19 protein-coding genes and 2 pseudogenes are annotated in these 20443 nt (G+C 34.8%); all 21 read right to left on the bottom strand.

Annotation, left to right across the window (positions count from 1 at the left end; genetic code table 11):
• Position 1: 1 nt before the first annotated feature.
• The 21 genes and pseudogenes from N524_RS0111100 to N524_RS0111005 all read right to left on the bottom strand — a co-directional run bounded on the left by N524_RS0111100 (position 2) and on the right by N524_RS0111005 (position 20400).
• A complete protein-coding gene (locus N524_RS0111100; RefSeq protein WP_029056531.1) occupies positions 2-385 on the bottom strand; it encodes a hypothetical protein in 384 nt (127 codons plus the stop codon).
• Positions 382-1497, bottom strand: a complete 1116-nt coding sequence (locus tag N524_RS13050) for a tail fiber domain-containing protein (RefSeq protein WP_029056530.1) — start codon at positions 1495-1497, stop codon at positions 382-384. The genes N524_RS0111100 and N524_RS13050 overlap by 4 nt, the downstream gene beginning before the upstream one ends.
• Before the next feature lie 479 nt (positions 1498-1976).
• Positions 1977-3923, bottom strand: a pseudogene (locus N524_RS12925) (phage tail spike protein); the annotation flags it as partial.
• A gap of 12 nt (positions 3924-3935) precedes the next feature.
• Positions 3936-5426: a phage distal tail protein gene (locus N524_RS0111085; RefSeq protein ID WP_029056529.1), complete on the bottom strand. Its 1491-nt coding sequence runs from the start codon at positions 5424-5426 to the stop codon at positions 3936-3938.
• A gap of 3 nt (positions 5427-5429) precedes the next feature.
• Positions 5430-11267, bottom strand: coding sequence for a peptidoglycan DD-metalloendopeptidase family protein (locus N524_RS0111080; RefSeq protein ID WP_029056528.1), 5838 nt, complete (start codon positions 11265-11267; stop codon positions 5430-5432).
• Positions 11268-11307: 40 nt separating this feature from the next.
• Positions 11308-11547: a UPF0158 family protein gene (locus N524_RS13510; RefSeq protein ID WP_201454198.1), complete on the bottom strand. Its 240-nt coding sequence runs from the start codon at positions 11545-11547 to the stop codon at positions 11308-11310.
• On the bottom strand, positions 11544-11861 hold the full coding sequence (gene gpG, locus N524_RS0111070; RefSeq protein WP_029056527.1) for a phage tail assembly chaperone G: 318 nt from the start codon (positions 11859-11861) through the stop codon (positions 11544-11546). Before gpG ends, N524_RS13510 begins: the two co-directional genes overlap by 4 nt.
• Positions 11862-11960: 99 nt before the next feature.
• On the bottom strand, positions 11961-12182 hold the full coding sequence (locus tag N524_RS13760; protein ID WP_231460241.1) for a hypothetical protein: 222 nt from the start codon (positions 12180-12182) through the stop codon (positions 11961-11963).
• A gap of 42 nt (positions 12183-12224) precedes the next feature.
• The gene (locus tag N524_RS13755) at positions 12225-12650 is read right to left on the bottom strand and encodes a major tail protein (RefSeq protein WP_231460228.1); all 426 of its coding nucleotides are present in this window, start codon (positions 12648-12650) and stop codon (positions 12225-12227) included.
• Between the two features lie 64 nt (positions 12651-12714).
• Positions 12715-13119, bottom strand: a complete 405-nt coding sequence (locus tag N524_RS0111060; RefSeq protein WP_029056526.1) for a hypothetical protein — start codon at positions 13117-13119, stop codon at positions 12715-12717.
• On the bottom strand, positions 13120-13515 hold the full coding sequence (locus N524_RS0111055; RefSeq protein ID WP_029056525.1) for a hypothetical protein: 396 nt from the start codon (positions 13513-13515) through the stop codon (positions 13120-13122).
• Entirely contained in the window at positions 13512-13862 is a 351-nt protein-coding gene (locus N524_RS0111050) for a hypothetical protein (protein WP_029056524.1), read from the bottom strand. The genes N524_RS0111055 and N524_RS0111050 overlap by 4 nt, the downstream gene beginning before the upstream one ends.
• Positions 13846-14133, bottom strand: coding sequence for a hypothetical protein (locus N524_RS0111045; protein WP_002452336.1), 288 nt, complete (start codon positions 14131-14133; stop codon positions 13846-13848). Before N524_RS0111045 ends, N524_RS0111050 begins: the two co-directional genes overlap by 17 nt.
• 5 nt (positions 14134-14138) lie before the next feature.
• Complete coding sequence (locus N524_RS13610) at positions 14139-14309, bottom strand: hypothetical protein (protein ID WP_183998740.1); 171 nt, start codon at positions 14307-14309, stop codon at positions 14139-14141.
• 12 nt (positions 14310-14321) lie between these two features.
• Positions 14322-15542: a phage major capsid protein gene (locus tag N524_RS0111035; protein WP_029056523.1), complete on the bottom strand. Its 1221-nt coding sequence runs from the start codon at positions 15540-15542 to the stop codon at positions 14322-14324.
• 17 nt (positions 15543-15559) lie between these two features.
• Entirely contained in the window at positions 15560-16330 is a 771-nt protein-coding gene (locus tag N524_RS0111030; RefSeq protein WP_029056522.1) for a head maturation protease, ClpP-related, read from the bottom strand.
• Positions 16320-17483, bottom strand: coding sequence for a phage portal protein (locus tag N524_RS0111025; protein WP_029056521.1), 1164 nt, complete (start codon positions 17481-17483; stop codon positions 16320-16322). Before N524_RS0111025 ends, N524_RS0111030 begins: the two co-directional genes overlap by 11 nt.
• An 11-nt stretch (positions 17484-17494) precedes the next feature.
• Positions 17495-19146 (bottom strand): annotated as a pseudogene (locus N524_RS12915) (terminase TerL endonuclease subunit).
• Entirely contained in the window at positions 19143-19493 is a 351-nt protein-coding gene (locus N524_RS0111015) for a hypothetical protein (protein WP_029056520.1), read from the bottom strand. The pseudogene N524_RS12915 and the gene N524_RS0111015 overlap by 4 nt, the downstream one beginning before the upstream one ends.
• 137 nt (positions 19494-19630) lie before the next feature.
• The gene (locus tag N524_RS0111010; protein WP_029056519.1) at positions 19631-20095 is read right to left on the bottom strand and encodes an NUMOD4 domain-containing protein; all 465 of its coding nucleotides are present in this window, start codon (positions 20093-20095) and stop codon (positions 19631-19633) included.
• The gene (locus N524_RS0111005; protein WP_029056518.1) at positions 20089-20400 is read right to left on the bottom strand and encodes an HNH endonuclease; all 312 of its coding nucleotides are present in this window, start codon (positions 20398-20400) and stop codon (positions 20089-20091) included. Before N524_RS0111005 ends, N524_RS0111010 begins: the two co-directional genes overlap by 7 nt.
• Positions 20401-20443 lie beyond the last annotated feature (43 nt).

The raw sequence follows: 20443 nt of genomic DNA, 5'->3' as shown, positions 1-20443 counted from the left end.
TTTATTCCTCCGTTATTATAGTATAGGCGCCAAAAAATGATTCTTCTTGTGCATATCCTCCGTCATAATTCAATCCTATTTCAAAGCTACCTTGACCTTTCAATTCTGTATTTTCTATTTCAAAATATAAATGGTATTGTTGATACCCATTTTCTCTAGGTTTAGGTGACTTGACTTCATGTGTTAATTTAGCGTTTAGTTCAAATCCATCTTTTAAATTTGGTAAATACTTTCCTGTTGGAGACGGCATTGAAAAGTCTGTAGACTCTATTGAATCATACCCTATATAGATTTGATCATCTATATCGTCTCTCCAATATCTTTCAATCTTTGATTTGCCTTTATATTCATAAGTAATAGTTCCTACTTCTCTTAATTCATTCATTTTAATTTATCCTCCAGTATTTTAATTCTGTTTTCTAATTTATCATTACGTTCAATTTGTTCTTGTAAAGCTTTTGTGGTTGTAAATAACATTTCATCAGTGCTAATACTTAATGCGTCATTAGAAATTATATGATTTGGCGTTTCTCTCTCTATAATGACACCATGATGTGTTTCTTGATCTTCATCATGTATATATTTGTATTCATATAATTGAGTGGCTTTTAATAAATTCGTTGCATTTGTTTCCCATTTTTTTATATCTTTTTTGAATTTTTCTGATGACGCAAGTTTAGTTTTACCCTGATAATATATATCCCCTTTTGCTATAAGGTCTTTTTCTGCAATTACGTTATAACTGTGAACATCTTTATATCCAATGTCCCCACCGTTATAAAGTAGGTTATTCGTTACACGTAATTCATTTGTGGAAACGCCTATATAAAAGTTACCACTAACTGTACGAATAGATCCTGCTCTAATTTCGTTTGCTGCAAGTCCCTTTAAATTATAATTTCCGTTATTATAACCAAGTTTGTCAGTAATTCTAACTTCATTATCTACTTTTGCATAACAGTTATCACCTTTAGCAAACCAATCCCCTAATATATTACGACCATAAAAGTCACCAGTACCAATATTTCCGTCTTTATCAGTAGCGTATACATAGTTAGATTTTGGTGACTTATCAAAACGTATACCCGAACCGAAGTCATAAGGACTGTTATTCTTATCTGTAATCAAACCATAAGATAGAACACCATCAGTATCTGCACCAGTATCATTGTTTTTAACCCAAAATCTAAATTCATTTGTACCAATACGATTATCTTTCATCGGTCTGATATAGACTGAGCTTGTTTGACTTTCTATGTTAACAGTTAAGTTTGAATCTAAAATAACACGACTGTTATCACTCGCTAATGCAACCGCACCATATGTGGAATGTAATGTCACACCACGTGAAGTTTCATTGTATCGTTGTGAATGAAATTCTAAAGTACCAGCCGTTTCATCTCCAGCACCTGCAAGCATGGTAGAAAGTCCTTTTTCAGTTAAATACAAGTTATAACCAGTCGTTGTATTAGATACCTGTATAGTACCTTTATTCATACAAATTTCAGTTTTGCAGTATCTGTGACGTTTGCCCACGTACGAGTGAATGAGCCATAAGATAATATAGAAGTATTACGAATATCTATATATTCAGAGTTGTTTCCACCTCGAATACCTAAATTATTTACATTGATATCTAATCCTTCTTTAGATAGGTTTAATCGGTTTACAACTTCATCTTTACCAACTTTATTATTTAAAGTTTGAGTAACCAAATTAAAGTCTTTATTAACTGTGATGTCGACTTTATCGCCATTCAGATTAATACCGTTTGGACCAATAGAACTTGACTGGATATTACCGTTATCATCATAAGAAAGTGAGATACCTGTGGTTGTATTATTAATAATTTGTGAAACAACACTATTTAAAGTTTTACTACTTTCATCAAATACATCTTTAGAAACACGTTGAGATATTTGTTCACTTTCAGTTAAGGTTTCAGCTTTAGTAGTCGATAGTCTTTTAGTCGTCTCGTTGTCATACTCTTCTTTTGTGACTCTATCTAAAATTTGATCACTTAATTGTTGTCTTTCTGTTTCTGACGTATCTAAACGTTCTACAATACCTTCTTGGTCTGTTTCATACTCAACACTTCTAACATAAGACTTTAACTGTTCTTCTGTATCTTCACGTGAAGCTTGAACGGCTTTTTCTATAACATCTGGTGTGCCGACCATATTGTTATTTTCATCAATAGTTAACCCAAATTTAGCAGCCACTTTATTCAATGCGTCATTAAACTTCTCATCAGTATATTGGGATTGAAGTAACTGCAATCGTTTATCTGCCGAAACTTGAGCGTCACGCATAGCTTTATATAAATCTTGTAATTTTTGTCTATAGGAACTAAATTGACTTTGAACATCTATTAAAGCACCAATAGTAGCAGTATCTGGAGTCATAGCGTTTAAATCACTTTGAATACTTAGATAGATTTCATCAATATTATTAATTTCAGTTTGAAGTTTGTTTTTAAGATCTGTATCAACCAAGTATTCACTGTTTAATACTTCGTTTGTATCATTCAATATCTTACTATGTTGAATTGAAAGGTTGGCAAATGTGTTTTGTAATTCACTTAGTAGAGCTTTCTCTCTCGTAATACCTCCGATTTTCTCAACGTCATCAACAGTTTCATTTAACCATTCTCCATTCCAGTATCTTCTTAATACTGCAACATTAGGATTGCTCGTATCATACCAAAGCATATCGTTAACCGGATTTTCTGGTGGCGTATCTTGTTTAATTATCTTACGTTCAAAGTATTCTAATTGGCCTGCAACTACATCATTAACAATTGTATTCATATTCGTTACGTTATCATTCAATTTCTTACTTATATCGGCAAGTTTTTTATTGAATATATCTCGTAAACTACTTTCTTCATATTCAACCACATTCCCGAATTTATAACTACTTTCATCTTGAAGTAAATCATAATCAACACCAATGACTTCTGCTTCAATATAAAGTGGTGGTCTGAAATCTCTATCTTTAATACGCACAGTGTCGTGTAGCGAAACGACCATTTCAGGATAATGTTTATGGATGTCTGTGGAAGTAATTTCATAACTGATTGCCGATTTATTACGTTTATTTAATTCTGTTTTAGCGAGTGTGGTTAAACGCTCATCAGTCATATTACTATCGTCTGATTCAGGCTCATATACACTCCATAAATAACGCCCAGGCAATCCAAACTGTGCCTGAGCGTCATCATCTGTAACTATTTTTTCTAATCGTTGTCCAGTGTCGTTTTCAGGACCAATCGCATATAATGCAGTCCGTACTTCTGACATATCAACTGTTCTAGTCATACCAGTTAAGTCTTTACCTTTAGTAATCTCTTTACCTTTAAATAAGCTATATGGTTTCTTAAGTGTTACATATCTATGCTCAACTGTATGTGAACCGAGTTCAATGGAATAATCTGCCACCATACCGTATGTTGTGCATAACATGTTGATAACTTCATATGGTGTTGAATAAGATGTCCAACTGGTTGTTCTCATACCACCATGTTCAGTGTCATCTGACAGTTCCCAACCAGTATTACGTAGCGTTTCATTTAAGGCTTGTGATGTACTGTATGCCTTATATTGTCCAGGTTTTATTGGACGTGATTTATCAATATCTTCTAGGTATGATGCATTACTTTCTACATCAGTTGTACCATCAAAGTTATCTACCACATGAGAGATGATGAATTCACGATAAATACCGTTATTATCTTGTGCAATAATACGATTACGTTCACGCAAATGTTCAGCACGATCATTTAACATTGTGAAATCGAATGTTTCTGATTTTTCTTCGGCGTTGGTACTCATCACTGCATTTAATAACGCACCGTCATCACGACTAATATAATCAATGATTTTGTCATTAAAATCTAAAATATGAATCCCTGTATGTTTCAATTCGTCACCTCCTTATAAATATCTATCTTGCCAATAAACGGTAGTGTCAAATGTTTTTTCTGGATAAATTAAACATTCATTATAGCCACTATTAATATTAAAGAAGTCACTACCAAATGTTTTTAAATCAAGTGACGGATCTTCATTAATCGTTACTGTCTTATCTTGCATATTGATGTTAATCACATCACCTTTTTTAATAATCATATCCCGAGCTTTAGGTGGTCTAGGTAACTTCTCATGTGTATAGCTACCTAAAATGTATGTTGGCATGTGGTAATTCGTACCATTCTTTGCAGTGTAAATGCTAACTGCTGCAATAGGACGTTGGTAAAACTTACCACTGTCTTCCCATTGTTTCTCATGCACATCGACTGGAATGACACGTTTAGGATACTCGACTTCTTTATATTTCCAAGTTTTGATTTTAAATGTTGTACCTGAACGTTCTAAACGAATATACAATACTAAATCATCCCATTTATAGAACATTGGTAAATTACCATATTCATAAATTTTCTTTTGTACACCTAATTGGTCGAATAGCGTAATTACAATGCTACCAATCGCTTGACTAGAACGAGTATTTCGATATCCTATGCTTGCAATTAAGCGATTATCTGTATCATAAAGGTATTGTGCACAATGTGTTGAACCTTTTTTCTTTTGATTCAAGTGTAGTTTAATTGTGGATACAAAATCTTGTGCCGACTTACCAAAACTATGTTTATACTCTGCACCGTTCCAACCTGATGTGGCAGTGATTGTATCTTGTTTCAATACAAATGAATCTTTAGAACTAGCAAGCTCCATACCTCCACCCGTTGTGCCTCCAGTGTACCCGTCTATATTTGTACCTGCTGTCTGTTTCGTCCAACCTGTAAAATTACGCATTTCATTATCCCAAAGCGTTGGGGTGTAGTCCTCTACTGGTTTATCTAAATCATCATCGCCAATCATGAAGTAATCTTCATCATTTTTAGTGATCATATAGTAACTAGCATTTTTTAGTGCTGTTGCTTGTACGATAACTGGACTATCTGCCGTACCTGTACTAACCACACTAACTTGGTCTGAAATAGCCGTGTTTTTTGTACCTTCGACTGCGTATTTGTATGGGTCTGCTAATACAACGTTTATTTTAAATGACCAAAAGCCGATACGGTCTTTGTTTAATTCAATAGGTCCTTCAATATATGCATTCCAATACCAATCTTGAGACGTAAATTGTAATTTGACTGGCTCATCATAGTTTAAAAATCTTACTACTTCATTTGTTATATCCTTAATATTTTTCATACCACCATGTGAAATGTAATCATTACGAATAATGAGTGGCAATTCAAAACGATATTCTTTTAAATTTCTACTTTTTACAATGCTTCCTGGTCTCCCAGCTATTTCTTCACTTTCAATAGCAAAATTAAAAGAGGGTATTTCAAACCCTCTTTCAACAATCAACCATGGAAGTGTTTTATCATTTACTTTTATTGTATCAAGCATTATCTAACCTCCCATTGGTTTAAAATTTGCTTTTCTTGATTTCTGCCTTTCGTATTTTTCTATGCTATTAAACACTTGTCTTTCATGTGCATATTGATCAATTGAAGGGTTGAAATCTTTTTCAGCAATAGCTTGGTTACTTCGTGCTAATTCCATAAGCACTGAAATCTGTTGTTGTTGTCCCTCAATCATTTTAAGCAACAATTCAGTATCATTGGTATTACTTGATACAGTTTTACCACTAAATGCGCTAGGACGTTTGTTCCCTTTTGAATTAGAGCCTTGAATATCTTTTGCAGCAAGCGCTAGTAATTTCATAGCGTCTGTGCGACGGTTTGGATCAGTTGGTATTACCCATTCAGGGTATCCACCTTCTGCGATGTTATACCAACCTGCATTTTTGATTAAGCCTCCTGTAGCAAATCTACGATGTCCACTAGGCCCCCAACCTGAACGTCCGTAAGGTAAATCTCTACGCCAATTTGAGTTATTGAAGAATGCTAATAATTGATCGTAACCATTTTTAATATTTTTATGACCTCTTACTGCATAACTTCTGAATGTACTAGGCACATATTGAAGTAATCCTTGTGCAGGTGTACCACGTAAGTTGTTTATATCACCAATATTACCTTGAGTAACACCTGCATTACCATTTGACTCACGTTGAATTTGAGTGATGATACCATTCAATTCTCTTCCTGAAAGATTTACTTTCATGCGTTTAGCGGCACGTCGAATATCACCTCTCCATTTGGAAGCAGCCTTATTTTGACCTCCACCGCCGCCACCATTATGTTTTTTCAACCAACTTGTAGGGTCTTTTGCTACTCCACCCCACTGCATTTCATAGTGTAAATGAAGTCCAGTAGAGCTCCCTGCACCTTGTCCGTCTTCTGCAGGACTACCACCTGATATACCTAAGTAGGTTCCTGGATGTACTTTTTTAGTACCTGTAAATGCTAGTTTGTGCAAGTGACCATAGATAGACTTAACATTACCGTTGGTTACTTCCATATGGTTACCAAAACCACCACTCCAGCCTTTGAAAGCTCGAGCAGTACCTGACATCGTTGAGTAGACTTTGTCATGTTTATAGTTAATATCTAAACCATGATGCGGTCGAGGGAATGGGTAACCTGCTCTTGCAGCTTCAGCAGCAGTTCTTGCAAATCCAAAGTTGATACCTTTGGATAAGTCAATGTAACCACCGTCTCCTCCACCACTATCTTCTAGCCATTCGCCAATTTTTTTAGTAGCAGCTTCTTTAAGTTTTTTAAACATACCGGTCATCATATTGTATGGTAATTCAGCGGCCTTACTTATACCGAAACTATCCTTACTAATACCAAAACCTTGAAGCACTTTATCAAGTAATTTTTTAGGATGTTCAATGTAGTCCAACACATCACCAACAGATTTTTTAAGCCAGTCTTTACCTTTACCTGCAGTTTCAAGTGTTTTATCTACAATAGCTTTCCCGCTTTTAACAACCTTACCTGTGATAGCACTGGCTTGTTTACCAACGTTACCTGCAGTTTTTTTAGCATTCCCTATAACATCACCAACTACATTTTCTCCGTGCTTGTGTTTTTTAGGTTTCTTACCTCCACCAAGCAAATTGAAACCTGTACCATTTGCAAAACGCGGTAATGTTCCAGTTGAGAATTGAGGATTATTTTTTAATATAGAGTGTGTCTGTTTACCATTTAATACTGAACTACCTTTAGGTAAATAAGCTGTAGTATCTCGATTAGGTGTGATTGCAGTTTTTCCATTAGGATAACGAATCATTTCATGACGGAAACCACCTGGACCATTTCCACGTCCTTTGTCTCCAACAGTAGCAAGAGTATCTCTGTTTATTTTCCCGTTAGTTACAACATTTTGTGTATGAGTTGAAGTCGTACCAGTGTGTAACTTGATATAAGGTAATTTATCCATACTCAATTTACCGGCTACCCAGTTAACACCTTTGATTAATTTATTTAATCCGCCTTTAACTCCACTGACCATACCACCGATATGACCTTTGATTCTACCAATCAATGTTTTTAATCCACTGGCCATATTTCTAAATGTATTTCTAACACTGCTCCATAAACTTTTTGCAAGACCAGTTACAGAATTTTTTATACCTTTCCATTTAGAAATCGTATCACTTTTCACTCTACTGAACGTGCTACTTGTACCACTTTTTAAACGGTTCCATGTATTTTTTACGCCACTCCAAAGATTTTTAGCGTAATTCACCACAGAATTTTTGATGTTTTTCCAAGTCTTAGTAAGCCAACCACGTAGTTTACCAAAGATTGATTTAGTGATATTCCAAGTTGATGTAAAGTTACGTTTGACACCGTTATATAAACTTTTAGCAAAACTAACCACTTTGTTTTTAATATAACTCCATACTTTAACAGAGAAATTTTTAATATTATTAAATACACGTTTCACAAAGTTCCATGTACCTGTAAACGCACGTTTTACACCATTATAAAGGCCTTTAGCTAAAGCAATAACCTTATTCTTAATATAAGTCCATACTTTGACTGTAAAGTTTCGAATACCAGTAAATATCTTTTTAACTATACCTGATAAACTTGTGAAAGCTCTTTTTACACCTGCACCTAAAGCTTTTGCTAATGCAACGACTTTATTCTTAATGTAATTCCACGCTGCTATAATCCAACTTCTTAAAGCGCTAATGATTTTACGAACGCTATTTGAAAGTGCACGAATTGCTCCAATCACACTGTTTTTTATAGCATTCCATATTCGAATTGAGACACTTTTAATGACATTCCAAGCGCTTGTAACAAATGCCTTTAAACCGCCAATAATGGCTTTTGCTCCTGCAATAAAAGCACGAATGATAGCTAATACACTATTCTTAATAGAGTTCCATATCGCTATTGAAACAGTTTTAATTGCATTCCATACCGCAGTAATTACGGCTTTCCACATGGCAAAGGACGCTTTCATCATAGTAAACCAAACTCGAATTATCGCCATCACACCGTTTTTTATGACATTCCAAATCGCAATTGATACATACTTAATACCATTCCACACTGCAGTGATGACTGTCTTCCACATACCGAAGTAAATTTTAACGGCAGTAAGCCAACCTTGAATTATTAACATAACCGCAGTCTTGATGTCAGTCCATGCAAGCACTGCACCTATTTTAATCGCGTTCCATACTGTAGTGATAACTAGTTTTAATGATTGAATTGGATGTAGTACGGACATCTTAATAGCATTCCATGCTAATGTGGCTGCTGTTTTCATTAATCCCCATATAACCATTGATGCCGTTTTTATACCATTCCAAACACCGATGATGTAAGGTTTAAGGAATCCAAACACAGATATAGCAGTGTTTTTTATGGCATTCCAAGCAGAGATAACGAAATTACGAAAAGTTTCATTGTTTTTCCATAGATATATAATACCTGCGACTAAAGCACTAATAGCAGTAATAACTATACCGATTGGACCTGTCATAAACCTAATAGCTAGACCCAAACCTCGAGTAGTTAACGCTGCCATTTTTGTAGCAATAGAATATTTACCTGTCATTATGGTTGCTAATGAAGTGTTTCTAGCATTTAATATTTGTGCTAATGCAAGAGCTCGTGTAACACCTGTCCAAATAGCCATCGAAGTTTTAGTTACATTTACTATAGCATTATATGCACCTGTTACCAACGAGGCGCCACCAACTACTGTTCTATATACTCCCCACATTGGTAGAATTGCAGCTAATGCACCACCGACGGCTGTTAAGACACCTGTCATTAGTCCCATTGTATTGTTAGCCGTAGCACCTTTAGCGATAAACCCTGTCAATGCAGTAGTTATTCTTAACATTACTGCGCCAACTGGTGCCATACCTTTAATTAATCCTACAATAATAGATCCAATATTTTTAAGTAATTGCCAAACAACTGGACCATTCGACTCTAAGTATTTTAAGAAGTTTTTAAAACCTTCTGTGTTTTTTAAGTTCGCCGCCCAATCTTTAAACGATTGTGTCACACCTTGCATGCCTACTAGCACATTATGTGAATGACCACTAAAAGCACTAAATAAACTGATAATCCCACTAAACACATTACCAAAAATTTGACCAACAATTGGCAAGTTCGTTTTAGTGTATTGAATGAATTGAGCTATACCTTTATCTGTACTTGTGCTATTTGCCCAAGCATTAAATTTATTAGCTAGACTTTCAATACCTTTACCTGTCCATGTAAATAATGGTCCAAACTGTGTAAACATGTGGGTGATACCGTCTCCCACTTTCATTGCTGCATTTAATAAGTTTTGGAATATCGGCGGACCTATATTATTAATGAGTTTGAATGCATTGTATGCATTATTAGATGAGTTAACCCAATCACGCATTCTAGCAGATGCTTGAGCTATTTGACTTGTTGTTTTTGAAATGAATGGTGTAAGTCTAGTTAACGCAATCTTAGCGATATTAATACCATTAGCCATAGTATTAAAGATATCTGCTTGATTAGCTTGTACTAAACCTTTCCATTGATTTTGCAAACTACTTAAAACTAACTGGTAATTTCTAACTTCTGCAGTTGCTCTCAGTTCACCATCTTCAAGCATTTTCAACGCAGTTGTAGCTTGGCCACTAAATGCAGTTATTGCACCTAGCGCAACACCATAAGCACCACCAAGCCCAATAGCACCACCTGCAGCAGCAGTTGCAGCGCCACCAATACCAGACAACGCACTTACAGCACTTCCCGCTATTGGAATGATGGTACTAATATTTGATATTAAACCACCAAAGCCTATACCATTCACAACATAACCGACGTTTCTAAAGCTATTACCTATTTTATTTATTTTAGCGTTGACTTCTTCCCAACGTTGACCCATAGCTGTTAATGCAGGTCCCATGCCAAAGAACTTTGTTTGTTCTCTATGAAATTCTCGCATTTCTGATGTTGTTTCATCTATTCTATTTTGTAGAACGTTGTAAGCCAATGCTTGTTGATAAACTTCTTTTTCAGCTCTGTCTAATTTCGCGGGTAGTTGACCAACTTCACGATTTAAACTAGCATAAGATTGTTCTGCTGCGTTTGCTTCTTTCTTAGCCGTATCCATTGCAGATTTTGCACTTGCCATCGCTTGTTGATTTGCTTTACTAAAATTTTGTAATTCATTCTTAGCGTTGGCCGTTGCTATTTTAGACTCATTTAAATCACGTTTAGCACTATCTACAGATTTTGAAAGACTTACATATTGTGTTTTAGCTTTAGTTAACTGATTGCCTAATGCCGTTAGCTCTTGTTTGCTTGCTTTACCTGACTTACTTAATTCATTGAATTCATTTTGCAAATTGTCGACAGAGCTTTTAGCATTTTTCATTTTGGCACTTAATGCTGTAACAGTATTTTGCATTTCTTTCTGTGATACTTGAGCAGACTGAACATTTGCTTTATGTTCTTTCAACTCATTGTTCAACTTGTCATAAGAATCAGCTAAGGTCTCATAACTTTTTTTAGCTTTTTGAGCGTTACGTGCTGATTCTTCAAGCTTATCTGACATGGTTTCTTGTGCACGTCTTAACTGATCTAACTTCTTCTGTGATTGTTCACTCGCTCTACCTTGTTGAGTAAGTGTTTTGTTAAGTCCTTCAATTTCAGTTTCGTATTTTTCTACTGATTTTTCGGCTTTATCGAAACTTGAAAGGTTCTTTTTCATTTCTGCATCAGTAGTTTGTAACTTACGCTTTAAATTGGCCATACCGCGATCAATATCTGATGTATCTAGGCCTAAATCAATCGTAAAACCTTTAATTTCATCTGCCATTCAACTCACTCTCCTTTCTTTAGAAATAAAAAAAGAGAGCCTAGCTTGAAGCTCTAGGGTCTTTACCTGTTATAGCTCCAATTAGGCTCTCGTTCTTACCAACTTTCTTCGTTTTAGATTTCTTCTTATTATTCATAATGCGAAGTAACTGATAAATATCTGTGTTGTCAATCTCAGGCATTTTCCAACCATTTTCCATCAACTCTTTATACAGCGTATCAAGATATTCTGATTGTTTTTCATAAGTGAAATCTTCGGGCTTTAAACGAGAGTCGTCTATTTCGTTGTCTTTCCCTCGTCACCTAAGATACCGCCTAATTGTTCCATTGCAACCGTGATAACTTCACGAGCATCAATCCCATCTTCAAACTCTTCTGCAGTGAATTGACCATCATATAAATCATTTGCGATAAAGCTATATAATTTGTCTAGTAAGTTATCGTCAAATTCGCCGCCATCTTGTTCTAATTTTTGGAATTCCTTACCTAAATTGAAACCTTTACGTGCAACACTACCTTTAATAAAAGCAGGTGCATGATATTTTTTTACTTCTCCATTTTCATCATATAATTCAATAAATTTTTTAACTGCCATAATTTATATTCTCCTTTTCATCGGGTTTTCTTTTAGACCGAATAATTAGTTTTTATTTTTGTATACAAAAATAGACGACAGAAGTCGTCTATAAATCAATTATGCTGTTGGTTCAGTTGCTTCTGCATCTGTAGTAGATTCACTTGCAGTACTATCAGAAGATGTTGATGTACTTAAAGGTTCAGCTGTTGTTTGAACCGTATCAAACGTTTTACCGAAGATTGAATTGAAAATCGTGTCACGACCTTCAGTTTTGCCTTGGTCATCGTAAGCCATAACCACTGCTAACTCTTCATCGAATCCATCAACTTTACGTTCCATGAATTGACCTTCGATTTCATCTGAACCGAATTCAACACCATCTTATTTAGTTTGTCCTTCTTTGTTTGGTCGTGTGAATACACCTTTTGATAATCCAAACCACTCTTGAGAGCCATCTTCCATTGTACGTGGGATAGCTACGGCTGTATAAGTAATACCAGTTGATTTACCAAAGCCATAAACTGATTTATTTGTTTCGTGTTCAATTAATCCTAATAAGTCTTTTTGAACATCAATTGGTAACTTATGGAAAGTTAAAGATAATTGTGTTTCACCTGCTGATTTTGCAATTTCAGCAACCTTGTTAGAACCATAAGCTTTTTCTAATTCTTCACCAAATTCAATAGAAAGCTCTTGAACATAATCAACTTCTTTAATACCTGAAGTTTTAACTGTTCCATCACTTTCTTCTTGTAATACTGCATAGTACATTTTTCCTAAACCTGTAGCGGCATTATATCTACCCATTTAAATATCCTCCTTAAATTTTTGCATTAAAATAGCCCTTCGTTTCTCACGAAAGGCTAATCAATTAAATATTTTTATCTATATGTCTTAAACCATCTATCGTATAAGGATTTCCACGGTAGCGTCGTGCATCCATATACAGTTTTAAATCTGTGTCATATTCATCAGTTCCATCCACTTGTTTAAATCCTATTGACCATAAGGTTTGACGGATCTCTTCTTGTAGAAGTTTAACCACATCATAATTAGGACCACGAACATCAATTTGATATAGATATTCGGTTGTTAAATTAGTATCACTTGCGTAGGTTTCGGGTTGTGGGGAGACAAGAGGGTCAATCAATATATAATGATTCGACCTATCTGCCGTCTCGTCATATGTGTAAGCTCGAATTCGACCTGTACAATGTTGAGCAATTGTTACGTTGTTCAATAGATATTTTTTTAAAGTTTTCAACATATCAAACATTTACAAGTCTCCTTCCAATGATTGCTTTATAATTTCTCTGAATGGTCGTTCAGTCATAAACATTGTTCTAGCAATTGCACCTTTACCTCTTGGGTTTGGGTTTTTAATTGTTCCCCATTCGTTTAAATGTATAATCGCATAGCGGTTCATTGAACCATGCCAGTGAACTTTAACCATTCTTGTTTTCCCGTGAACATAATAAGGGTCAGTAACTGAAACTTCATGAATACTTGCTCCTGTATCACGGAACACTTCAAAATTCGCTTTCAACACACTTACAAAGTATTTAGAGCCTTTGTTCAATGCTTTATCTTGAGCTTTAAGCATTTGGGCTTCTCCGTACTTTTCGCCAATCTGCCTAAGCATTTGGTGAACACCTTTAACGTCTACGCTCATTCTGAAATCTTCCCAATAATCTTAATGTTCCTATGGTTATCTGTATCATCAAAGACTTGTTGAATATTGTATTTTTTATTCCTATATTGAGGTAGTTGAATTTCAAAATACATATCATCAGTAATTTCTATATTAATAGGATGATACGTAACCATAGTTAAACTAGCTTGATTGTTCGTCATGTCCAAATCTTTCTGTGATGGTTGATAAACATTAGCAAAACACTTAAAAACGACCTCTTCCACAGTTTCACCAGGAAAGAAGTCGTCTGTCGGTGTTGCTTTATAAAATGCAACTGGCGTTCTCATGTCGCCACCAGTCACAAATTCATTACGTTGTAGTGCCATCATCTGACACCTCCATGTTCATGATTTGGAATTGAACAATACTAGATAAAAAATTATTGTGGAATTCCTCTAGTTTATCGTTGAATACATATCTTGTACGTTCATAAACTAATTCACGACCTAATGAGGATTGTTCCATATCGAAGTCCCCACATTTTGCTTTAATATCTTCATAAGACATCCCTAAATCGTTTTTAATACGATCATCTTCGATATCATAAAAAATTCTATTACGATTTTTGAATTCTTCCACATGCGTATCAGTAATCATTTAAATCACTTCGATTCTCTAACTCGTTCTAAGAAAGGTCCTTTAAAACCATTCGCAGACAAAGTTTTTTCAACTTTATCTGCACGTTTCACTGTCATTTCTACTTTGTCTCCTGCTTTAAGAGACTTTGCTAATTGCTTATCGTTGTAGTTTTTTAACACTTTATAATTGGCCATTATATACACCTCCTATGCTGTCGGCTCAGTTGCTGCAGCGTCAGTTGATGTAGGCGCGCCGAATGAACTGAAATCAACATCATATACAAATGAAGTTTTGTTATCATCGGGTTCTGCATATAAGAACTGTTTCGCCGTATACAAGTCCATATCTTCTAATGCTAATGTTTGGTCGAACTCACGAACGATTACTTCACTACCAGCATAGAAGTTATAACGTGTTTTATCGAATGCTACTGCTTTACCTTGAGGTACAAATTCAGATTGCTCGAACGTCACGTTAAATGGTACCGGACTTACAAATTGGCCATTGTGTAATTGCATGAATGCAATACCAGTGTAGATATAGTCTGCAGGGTTTAACGCAATAACAACGTTATTTAATACGCTAGCACCTTTAGAACGTTTAACATTACCGTCTTTATCATAGTATTCTTTAATTGATAAGTTTTTGATAATGTTACCAATTTCTTTAATTGATGTTTCTGCATCAGCTAATGTTAATGTTCCTGCAGAAGTTTTTTCTGATACCGCACCGTTTGTACGATTAATTTCATTCATTAATCCTACTGGTTGGTTTTTAGCAGCACCTAAACCTTGAATAGCAGTTTTTTCAATTGCTACTGCGAAAGCTTCTTTGATTTGTGCACGTACATAACGGTCAACCCATTGCACACCTGCATCTTTTAAATCTTTTGGTACTACAACAAATGCAGTTGCTTTACCTAATGTAACGTCTTGTTCAAAGAATGAAGCCTCTAATTGACCTTTAATTTCTGAGAACACTGGACCCCAAACAACTTGACCTTCTGGTACTGAACGAATCACACGTGCACGTAATCCAGTACGTTGAATTGTGATATGTTTCAATAATGGGTGTTCAGTTTCAATATCTTCAAAGATACGATCAACAACTGTTTCAGGTAATAATTCTCCATCTTTCCAGTTAGTATCAGTATTTACATGGTCTTCTGAAACTAATGCGTTGTAGAATTTCTTTTCTTCGTTAGTTAAACGGTTAACATTACGCGCATTTAATACTGCGTTGTCACCTTGTTCTTGTTTCATGTCTTTACGAATAGCGTTTGCTAATTCTTCAGAATAAGCATTCATATATTCTGTGTATTTTTCTTTCACTTCTTCATCAGAAGCTTTAGAACTCATATTCGAAAACTCTTTTAATAATTGTTGAGAGTTTTGAAACTCTTCTCGATTTTCTAAGTCAATTGCCATAATTAAATTCTCCTTTATTATTTAATATTCATATTGAATAAACGTGCAAAACTGTTTTCTGCAGGTTTACTTTCCGTTTGTTTATTCGGTTCGTCTGAACCTTTGTCATTACCTTTTTTAACTTCAGCTAAAATTTCTTCTAATTTGTCCATTACATCTTCAACAGTGATATCATTTGTTTCTTTTGGTTGTTGATTAGTATCTTCGTTATGGTATCTAGCCATGAATTTGTCACCTCCCAAGATTGTTGATGTGGTTGCAGCTGCAACTCTTGAGTTCTCAGTAATATTGTCGATTAAACCTAATTTTTTAGCCTCTTTAGCAGTTAGCCATGTTTCTTCATCCATATAGTCTTGAAGAATCGCATGGTCTATGTCAGGGTTTTTATCGACATAACTGTTAAATACAACACTGTTAATGCGTTCTAAATCTTCCGCTTGCTTTTTAAAACTTCTTGAATCACCTTCACCAATCGTCCAAGCATTATGTACCATTAACATGGCGTTACCCGGCATATTAATGGTGTCGCCTGCCATTGCAATCACAGAAGCAATACTTGCAGCAAGGCCATCAACATTAACTGTGATGTGAGCATCAAAACGTTTTAACATGTTGTAAATCGTTACACCACTGAAAACATCGCCACCATTACTATTAATATTCAAAATGACTTCATCAACATCTCCCATAGCTTTTAATTGATCACGCACATATTGTGGACTAATTGTCATACCTTCAATTGTTGCGCTATCAATCAATCCGTAGATGTCGATTTCGTTATTCGCCATTTATATCACCTCCTTCATTACCTGTAGATTCTTCATCTACAGTTTGATAGTTTTTAGTGATAATAAACTTCTGCATATCTTCACTTCCGATAGGCTCAAAACCTGTAAGCACTCGAATTTCATCTCTATTGAAAGAACCACTTGCAATGAGTTTGTCTACTGCTTCACTCACTTCAAGTGGTCCTTTTTGGTCGATACTTATAGCTTTAATTCTTTTACCTTCTTTATATCCTCGTTCGCTAAACAATTTAGCATTCAATTCATCGGTTATTTTTTCAATAATCGGTTTGATACAGAACTTCATATAATTATCAGTCATTGCTTCTATATCTGCCGTATCTCCATTAATCAATCCAACTGGTATTCCTAAGTTTCTAGCAACATAACTTAGTAACTGGTTAGGTACTTTAGCCATATCATCGATTTGTGATGTGTTTTTTGTATTACTAGATGTATGTTCTTCATACTTATAACCTTTTTGAACTGGAACAATAGCTATGTCATTATTTTCAAATGCTTTATATGCATTATTAATAAATCTCTGCATGTCCTCGTTGCTTGCATTGGTTAATGGTGTATTAGCCTCCATTCCTAAGGTAGCTCTAATTTGGTTACTCATTAAATTAGACTTAATCATTCGACCAAAGATATCACCATAATCATTAAACAAGCCATATAACATATTTGTAATTGCTTCATTGTTGTATTCAAGGTATATCACTTCACTCATTCTAAATGAACGTTCAAACTCGAACTCACGTACTATGACGTGGTCAAATATATCATCATAGAGTGCGTATTCCTCTCTCACAAAGTCATCTGCAATAACTAAATCCTTTGAATCAGTAACAACAATTAACACTTCATTATCATAAATCAACTTTCGTATTACCTTTTGCCAAAATGTTGCAGCACTTTCATCAGTATTTGGCCTAACATTCAATTTATAGTGCGTTGTCGAAGATGTATCTTTACTTTCACTATCAATAATTTCAAATTTAGTTTGACTAATTGTTCTAGCTATATGATTTATACACGTATCTAATGCCCACTTTTTTATGTAAGCTTTGTGTGACGTCTCATGTAACAATTCAAAATCATAACTAAATTCGATTGCTTCATTCCTGCCCATAATTCTGTCGAATATACTCAAAATCCCACCTCCTAAAAGCTAATATCTGCCATGATAAACGGTTGATCATACTCTAATATCTCATCTGCACGATAAAGTGCGTGTAACATGGCATGGAAACCATCAGTTTTACGTCTAACTTCATCTTTTTGATGTATTTCTTACTACCATCTGGCTGCATTTTGACTGCCACATTGTTTGTGAACCATCTCATCAATGGATTGTCCCCAAAGGTAATTTGTTTCTTAGCAAACATGGTGTCAATTCTAGGTGCGAGCAAACCATGTATAGCAGTTGGATTTTTAATCACTTCTAATGGAATCCCTGCCTCTTCAAATGGTCGTCTAACAATATCTGTTCTGAAGTTATCTGATATGACTTTCGTTAAATTGTATTTACTTTGTTGTTGTAAAAACCAATTAACAATGTATGAAATATCAATGACGTCATCATCAACGATTGTTAATAAACCATCATCTGCCCATTGCTCAATCGGAGGCTCAAGATGTGTTGTTTCTAAAAATTCACGTCTGATAAACGAATGTGTTAACCAGTAATACTCGTCATTATCTCTAAACAATAAGCCCACACTGGCAAAATCTCGAACTAACGCGTAGTCGAGACCTCCAATGCAGGCTTTATTTTCGAGATTAGGTAAAGGTTTATTCGTAGCTTTGATTTCTTCCCATGGCGCAACAACTTTTTCTTCATCGACTTCAGGTAAGTTCATACGTTTTGTCATGAATTCTGGTTTATTTGAGCGATTGATATGCAAAACATTATATTCTTCTTTAATTTTTCTTTTTAAATTCTTTGCATATCCTGTTAATGGTGGGTGTAGCATTGGGTTAGCTTTTTCCCACATCGTTTCATCATCAACTTCTTTAGGATCATCAAGTTTACAATAAAATGGGAAAATCCTATCTTCTGTATTCTTGCCTTCCAACACTTCTAAGATTCTATCTTTCATGTCATCCATAAAGCCTTCACGGACAAAACCGTCAGTTGAAATGTAAAACGTTCTGTCATGCGGCACTTTTCCTAAACCACCACGTTTGACGTTTACCATATCCGCTGTTTCATAAATAGCAATTTCATCAAAGATTACACAACCTTCACGACCACCATCTTTAGTTTTAGTATTAGAAGTGTTATATCTAATAATTGAACCAGTAGAACGGTTTTTAATTTCCGTTTTACTTACTTCATAAGGTGCTTTAGGTCGTTCTCCTGTTTTATTGCGCTTATTTTCTAATAAAACGTCGTATATCTCATTGAATGATGTTTTTGCTTGTTCTTCGCTGTTCGCAACTATTGAAATATCGTATTTTTTAATACCATGTATAGGAGTAGTGAAAAAATCACTTATTGCACTGATGAAACCATTCTTACCTGCCCCTCGTCCCATAAACAAAGCAAATTCAGTGAAGTATGGTGTGTTTTCAACATCATCTATCAAGAATAAGAAAGCAATGATAAAACGCTGAAATGGTTGAGTTGGAAAATACCATTTTTCAATAAACTTTATACACTTTTCTATTTTTTCTTCTTCAAAATGAACATTTGAAAGAGTGAGTACATCATTTTCAAGATACTCAATTAAATCGATTCGTTCTTGATTAAAGACTATCTTTCCATCACGCCATTGTTGAATATACTCATCAACATATTTGTTTCTGATCATACATAATCATCAACAGGTTCATCTGTTTCAACTGCCTTATTTTCTTTGGGTAACAAGTCAGTAAGTTGCTTAATCACACGTTGGTATGATTGGTCACGTGTGTTGTATAAACGTGCTACTGGACGTTCGCGTTCATACGATGGTAAGTTCTGTGATTGTTGAAACATGGTGTATTCGCCATTTTCTTGAATGTCTTTCCACATATAATCGAGCATGACACGTAATCTTGCTGCTTGTATAATTAAGCCTTCAAAAACTTTCAACTTTTCTGATGGAATATCTTTGTAAATTTCTTCTAATCGCTTACGCTCTTTAATTACATTCTTATCATTGTCACTTACTTTCACAAAATCACTCCTTTCTTCATGTAGAGGTGGGGGTATAGGTTATATGTGTAATTTTTTCAAAAAGTTGCGAAATCGAGCCCTCACGCCGTTCTCCCTGAAATAAAATTTTGTTCATTTGTTTTAATGGGGGGCGGTAATTATACATGTTCTAAATAATCTTTATAAGTTCTTTTAGTTCTTATTTGATATAAAGTACTTCTTGAAATATTAAATCGATTACAAACTTCTTTTATATTTTTATTACTTCGATAATAGTTGTAAATATTAATAACTTTTTCTTTTGATAAAGGTCTGAAATTAATATTTTCCTTCAAAGCATGATTATTATTTTCTTCACCTGTAACCCACTCTAAGTTTTCTACATTGTTGTTAAATTTATTTCCATCAATATGATTAACTTCTTCTTTATTTAGTGGATTATCAATAAAATAAAGAGCAACGAGTCTGTGAACTCGATGCCCTTTTCCATTGAAAGAAACTCTTTTATATCTACCATCATGTATCCATTGTGCCAATATTCTATTGGTATGTTTGTTACGAACGTTACCTTTACTTGATACTTGGTAATTTGTTTCGCCTACATCCTTCCACACTTCTACCATCTTTCATCTCTCCATTTAATTTCTTTTGGTTTGAATTGATTTCCACCATATTGAAATCGTTGATGTCTTTTGTTGTGACAAGCTCGGCACAACGTTCTTAAATTATCAGGTTCCAATTTCAAATCCGGCCTATCCTGTAACTCTTCTATGTGATCTATTTCAAGCTTATCTGTCGTTACTCTACCTTCCTCACGACACCAACTGCATTCATAGTTATCGCGCTTTAAAACTTGTTGTCTAACATCTTCCCAAGATTTACTATTGTAGAACTGTTTACGTACTTTGAATTCATTGTAATCTTCCATAGTTAAACCTCTTATATAACAAAGAAAGACACACCACTATGTG

Origin of the sequence: Staphylococcus sp. URHA0057 (genome assembly GCF_000620265.1) — a bacterium.
Lineage (GTDB): Bacteria > Bacillota > Bacilli > Staphylococcales > Staphylococcaceae > Staphylococcus > Staphylococcus pasteuri.
Note: the sequence above shows the minus strand (reverse complement) of the source record. Positions and strands in the feature narration are given on the sequence as shown.

Excerpts from the sequence above, each read along its gene's own strand:
- N524_RS13760 (WP_231460241.1), bottom strand. The coding sequence starts at position 12,182 with ATGGAACGTAAAGTTGATGGATTCGATGAAGAGTTAGCAGTGGTTATG.
- N524_RS0111035 (WP_029056523.1), bottom strand. The coding sequence starts at position 15,542 with ATGGCAATTGACTTAGAAAATCGAGAAGAGTTTCAAAACTCTCAACAA.
- N524_RS13755 (WP_231460228.1), bottom strand. The coding sequence starts at position 12,650 with ATGGGTAGATATAATGCCGCTACAGGTTTAGGAAAAATGTACTATGCA.
- N524_RS0111080 (WP_029056528.1), bottom strand. The coding sequence starts at position 11,267 with ATGGCAGATGAAATTAAAGGTTTTACGATTGATTTAGGCCTAGATACA.
- N524_RS0111060 (WP_029056526.1), bottom strand. The coding sequence starts at position 13,119 with ATGTTTGATATGTTGAAAACTTTAAAAAAATATCTATTGAACAACGTA.
- N524_RS0111085 (WP_029056529.1), bottom strand. The coding sequence starts at position 5,426 with ATGCTTGATACAATAAAAGTAAATGATAAAACACTTCCATGGTTGATT.
- N524_RS0111100 (WP_029056531.1), bottom strand. The coding sequence starts at position 385 with ATGAATGAATTAAGAGAAGTAGGAACTATTACTTATGAATATAAAGGC.
- N524_RS0111055 (WP_029056525.1), bottom strand. The coding sequence starts at position 13,515 with ATGAGCGTAGACGTTAAAGGTGTTCACCAAATGCTTAGGCAGATTGGC.
- N524_RS0111010 (WP_029056519.1), bottom strand. The coding sequence starts at position 20,095 with ATGGTAGAAGTGTGGAAGGATGTAGGCGAAACAAATTACCAAGTATCA.
- N524_RS0111050 (WP_029056524.1), bottom strand. The coding sequence starts at position 13,862 with ATGGCACTACAACGTAATGAATTTGTGACTGGTGGCGACATGAGAACG.
- gpG (WP_029056527.1), bottom strand. The coding sequence starts at position 11,861 with ATGGCAGTTAAAAAATTTATTGAATTATATGATGAAAATGGAGAAGTA.
- N524_RS0111045 (WP_002452336.1), bottom strand. The coding sequence starts at position 14,133 with ATGATTACTGATACGCATGTGGAAGAATTCAAAAATCGTAATAGAATT.
- N524_RS13050 (WP_029056530.1), bottom strand. The coding sequence starts at position 1,497 with ATGAATAAAGGTACTATACAGGTATCTAATACAACGACTGGTTATAAC.
- N524_RS13610 (WP_183998740.1), bottom strand. The coding sequence starts at position 14,309 with ATGGCCAATTATAAAGTGTTAAAAAACTACAACGATAAGCAATTAGCA.
- N524_RS0111030 (WP_029056522.1), bottom strand. The coding sequence starts at position 16,330 with ATGGCGAATAACGAAATCGACATCTACGGATTGATTGATAGCGCAACA.
- N524_RS0111005 (WP_029056518.1), bottom strand. The coding sequence starts at position 20,400 with ATGGAAGATTACAATGAATTCAAAGTACGTAAACAGTTCTACAATAGT.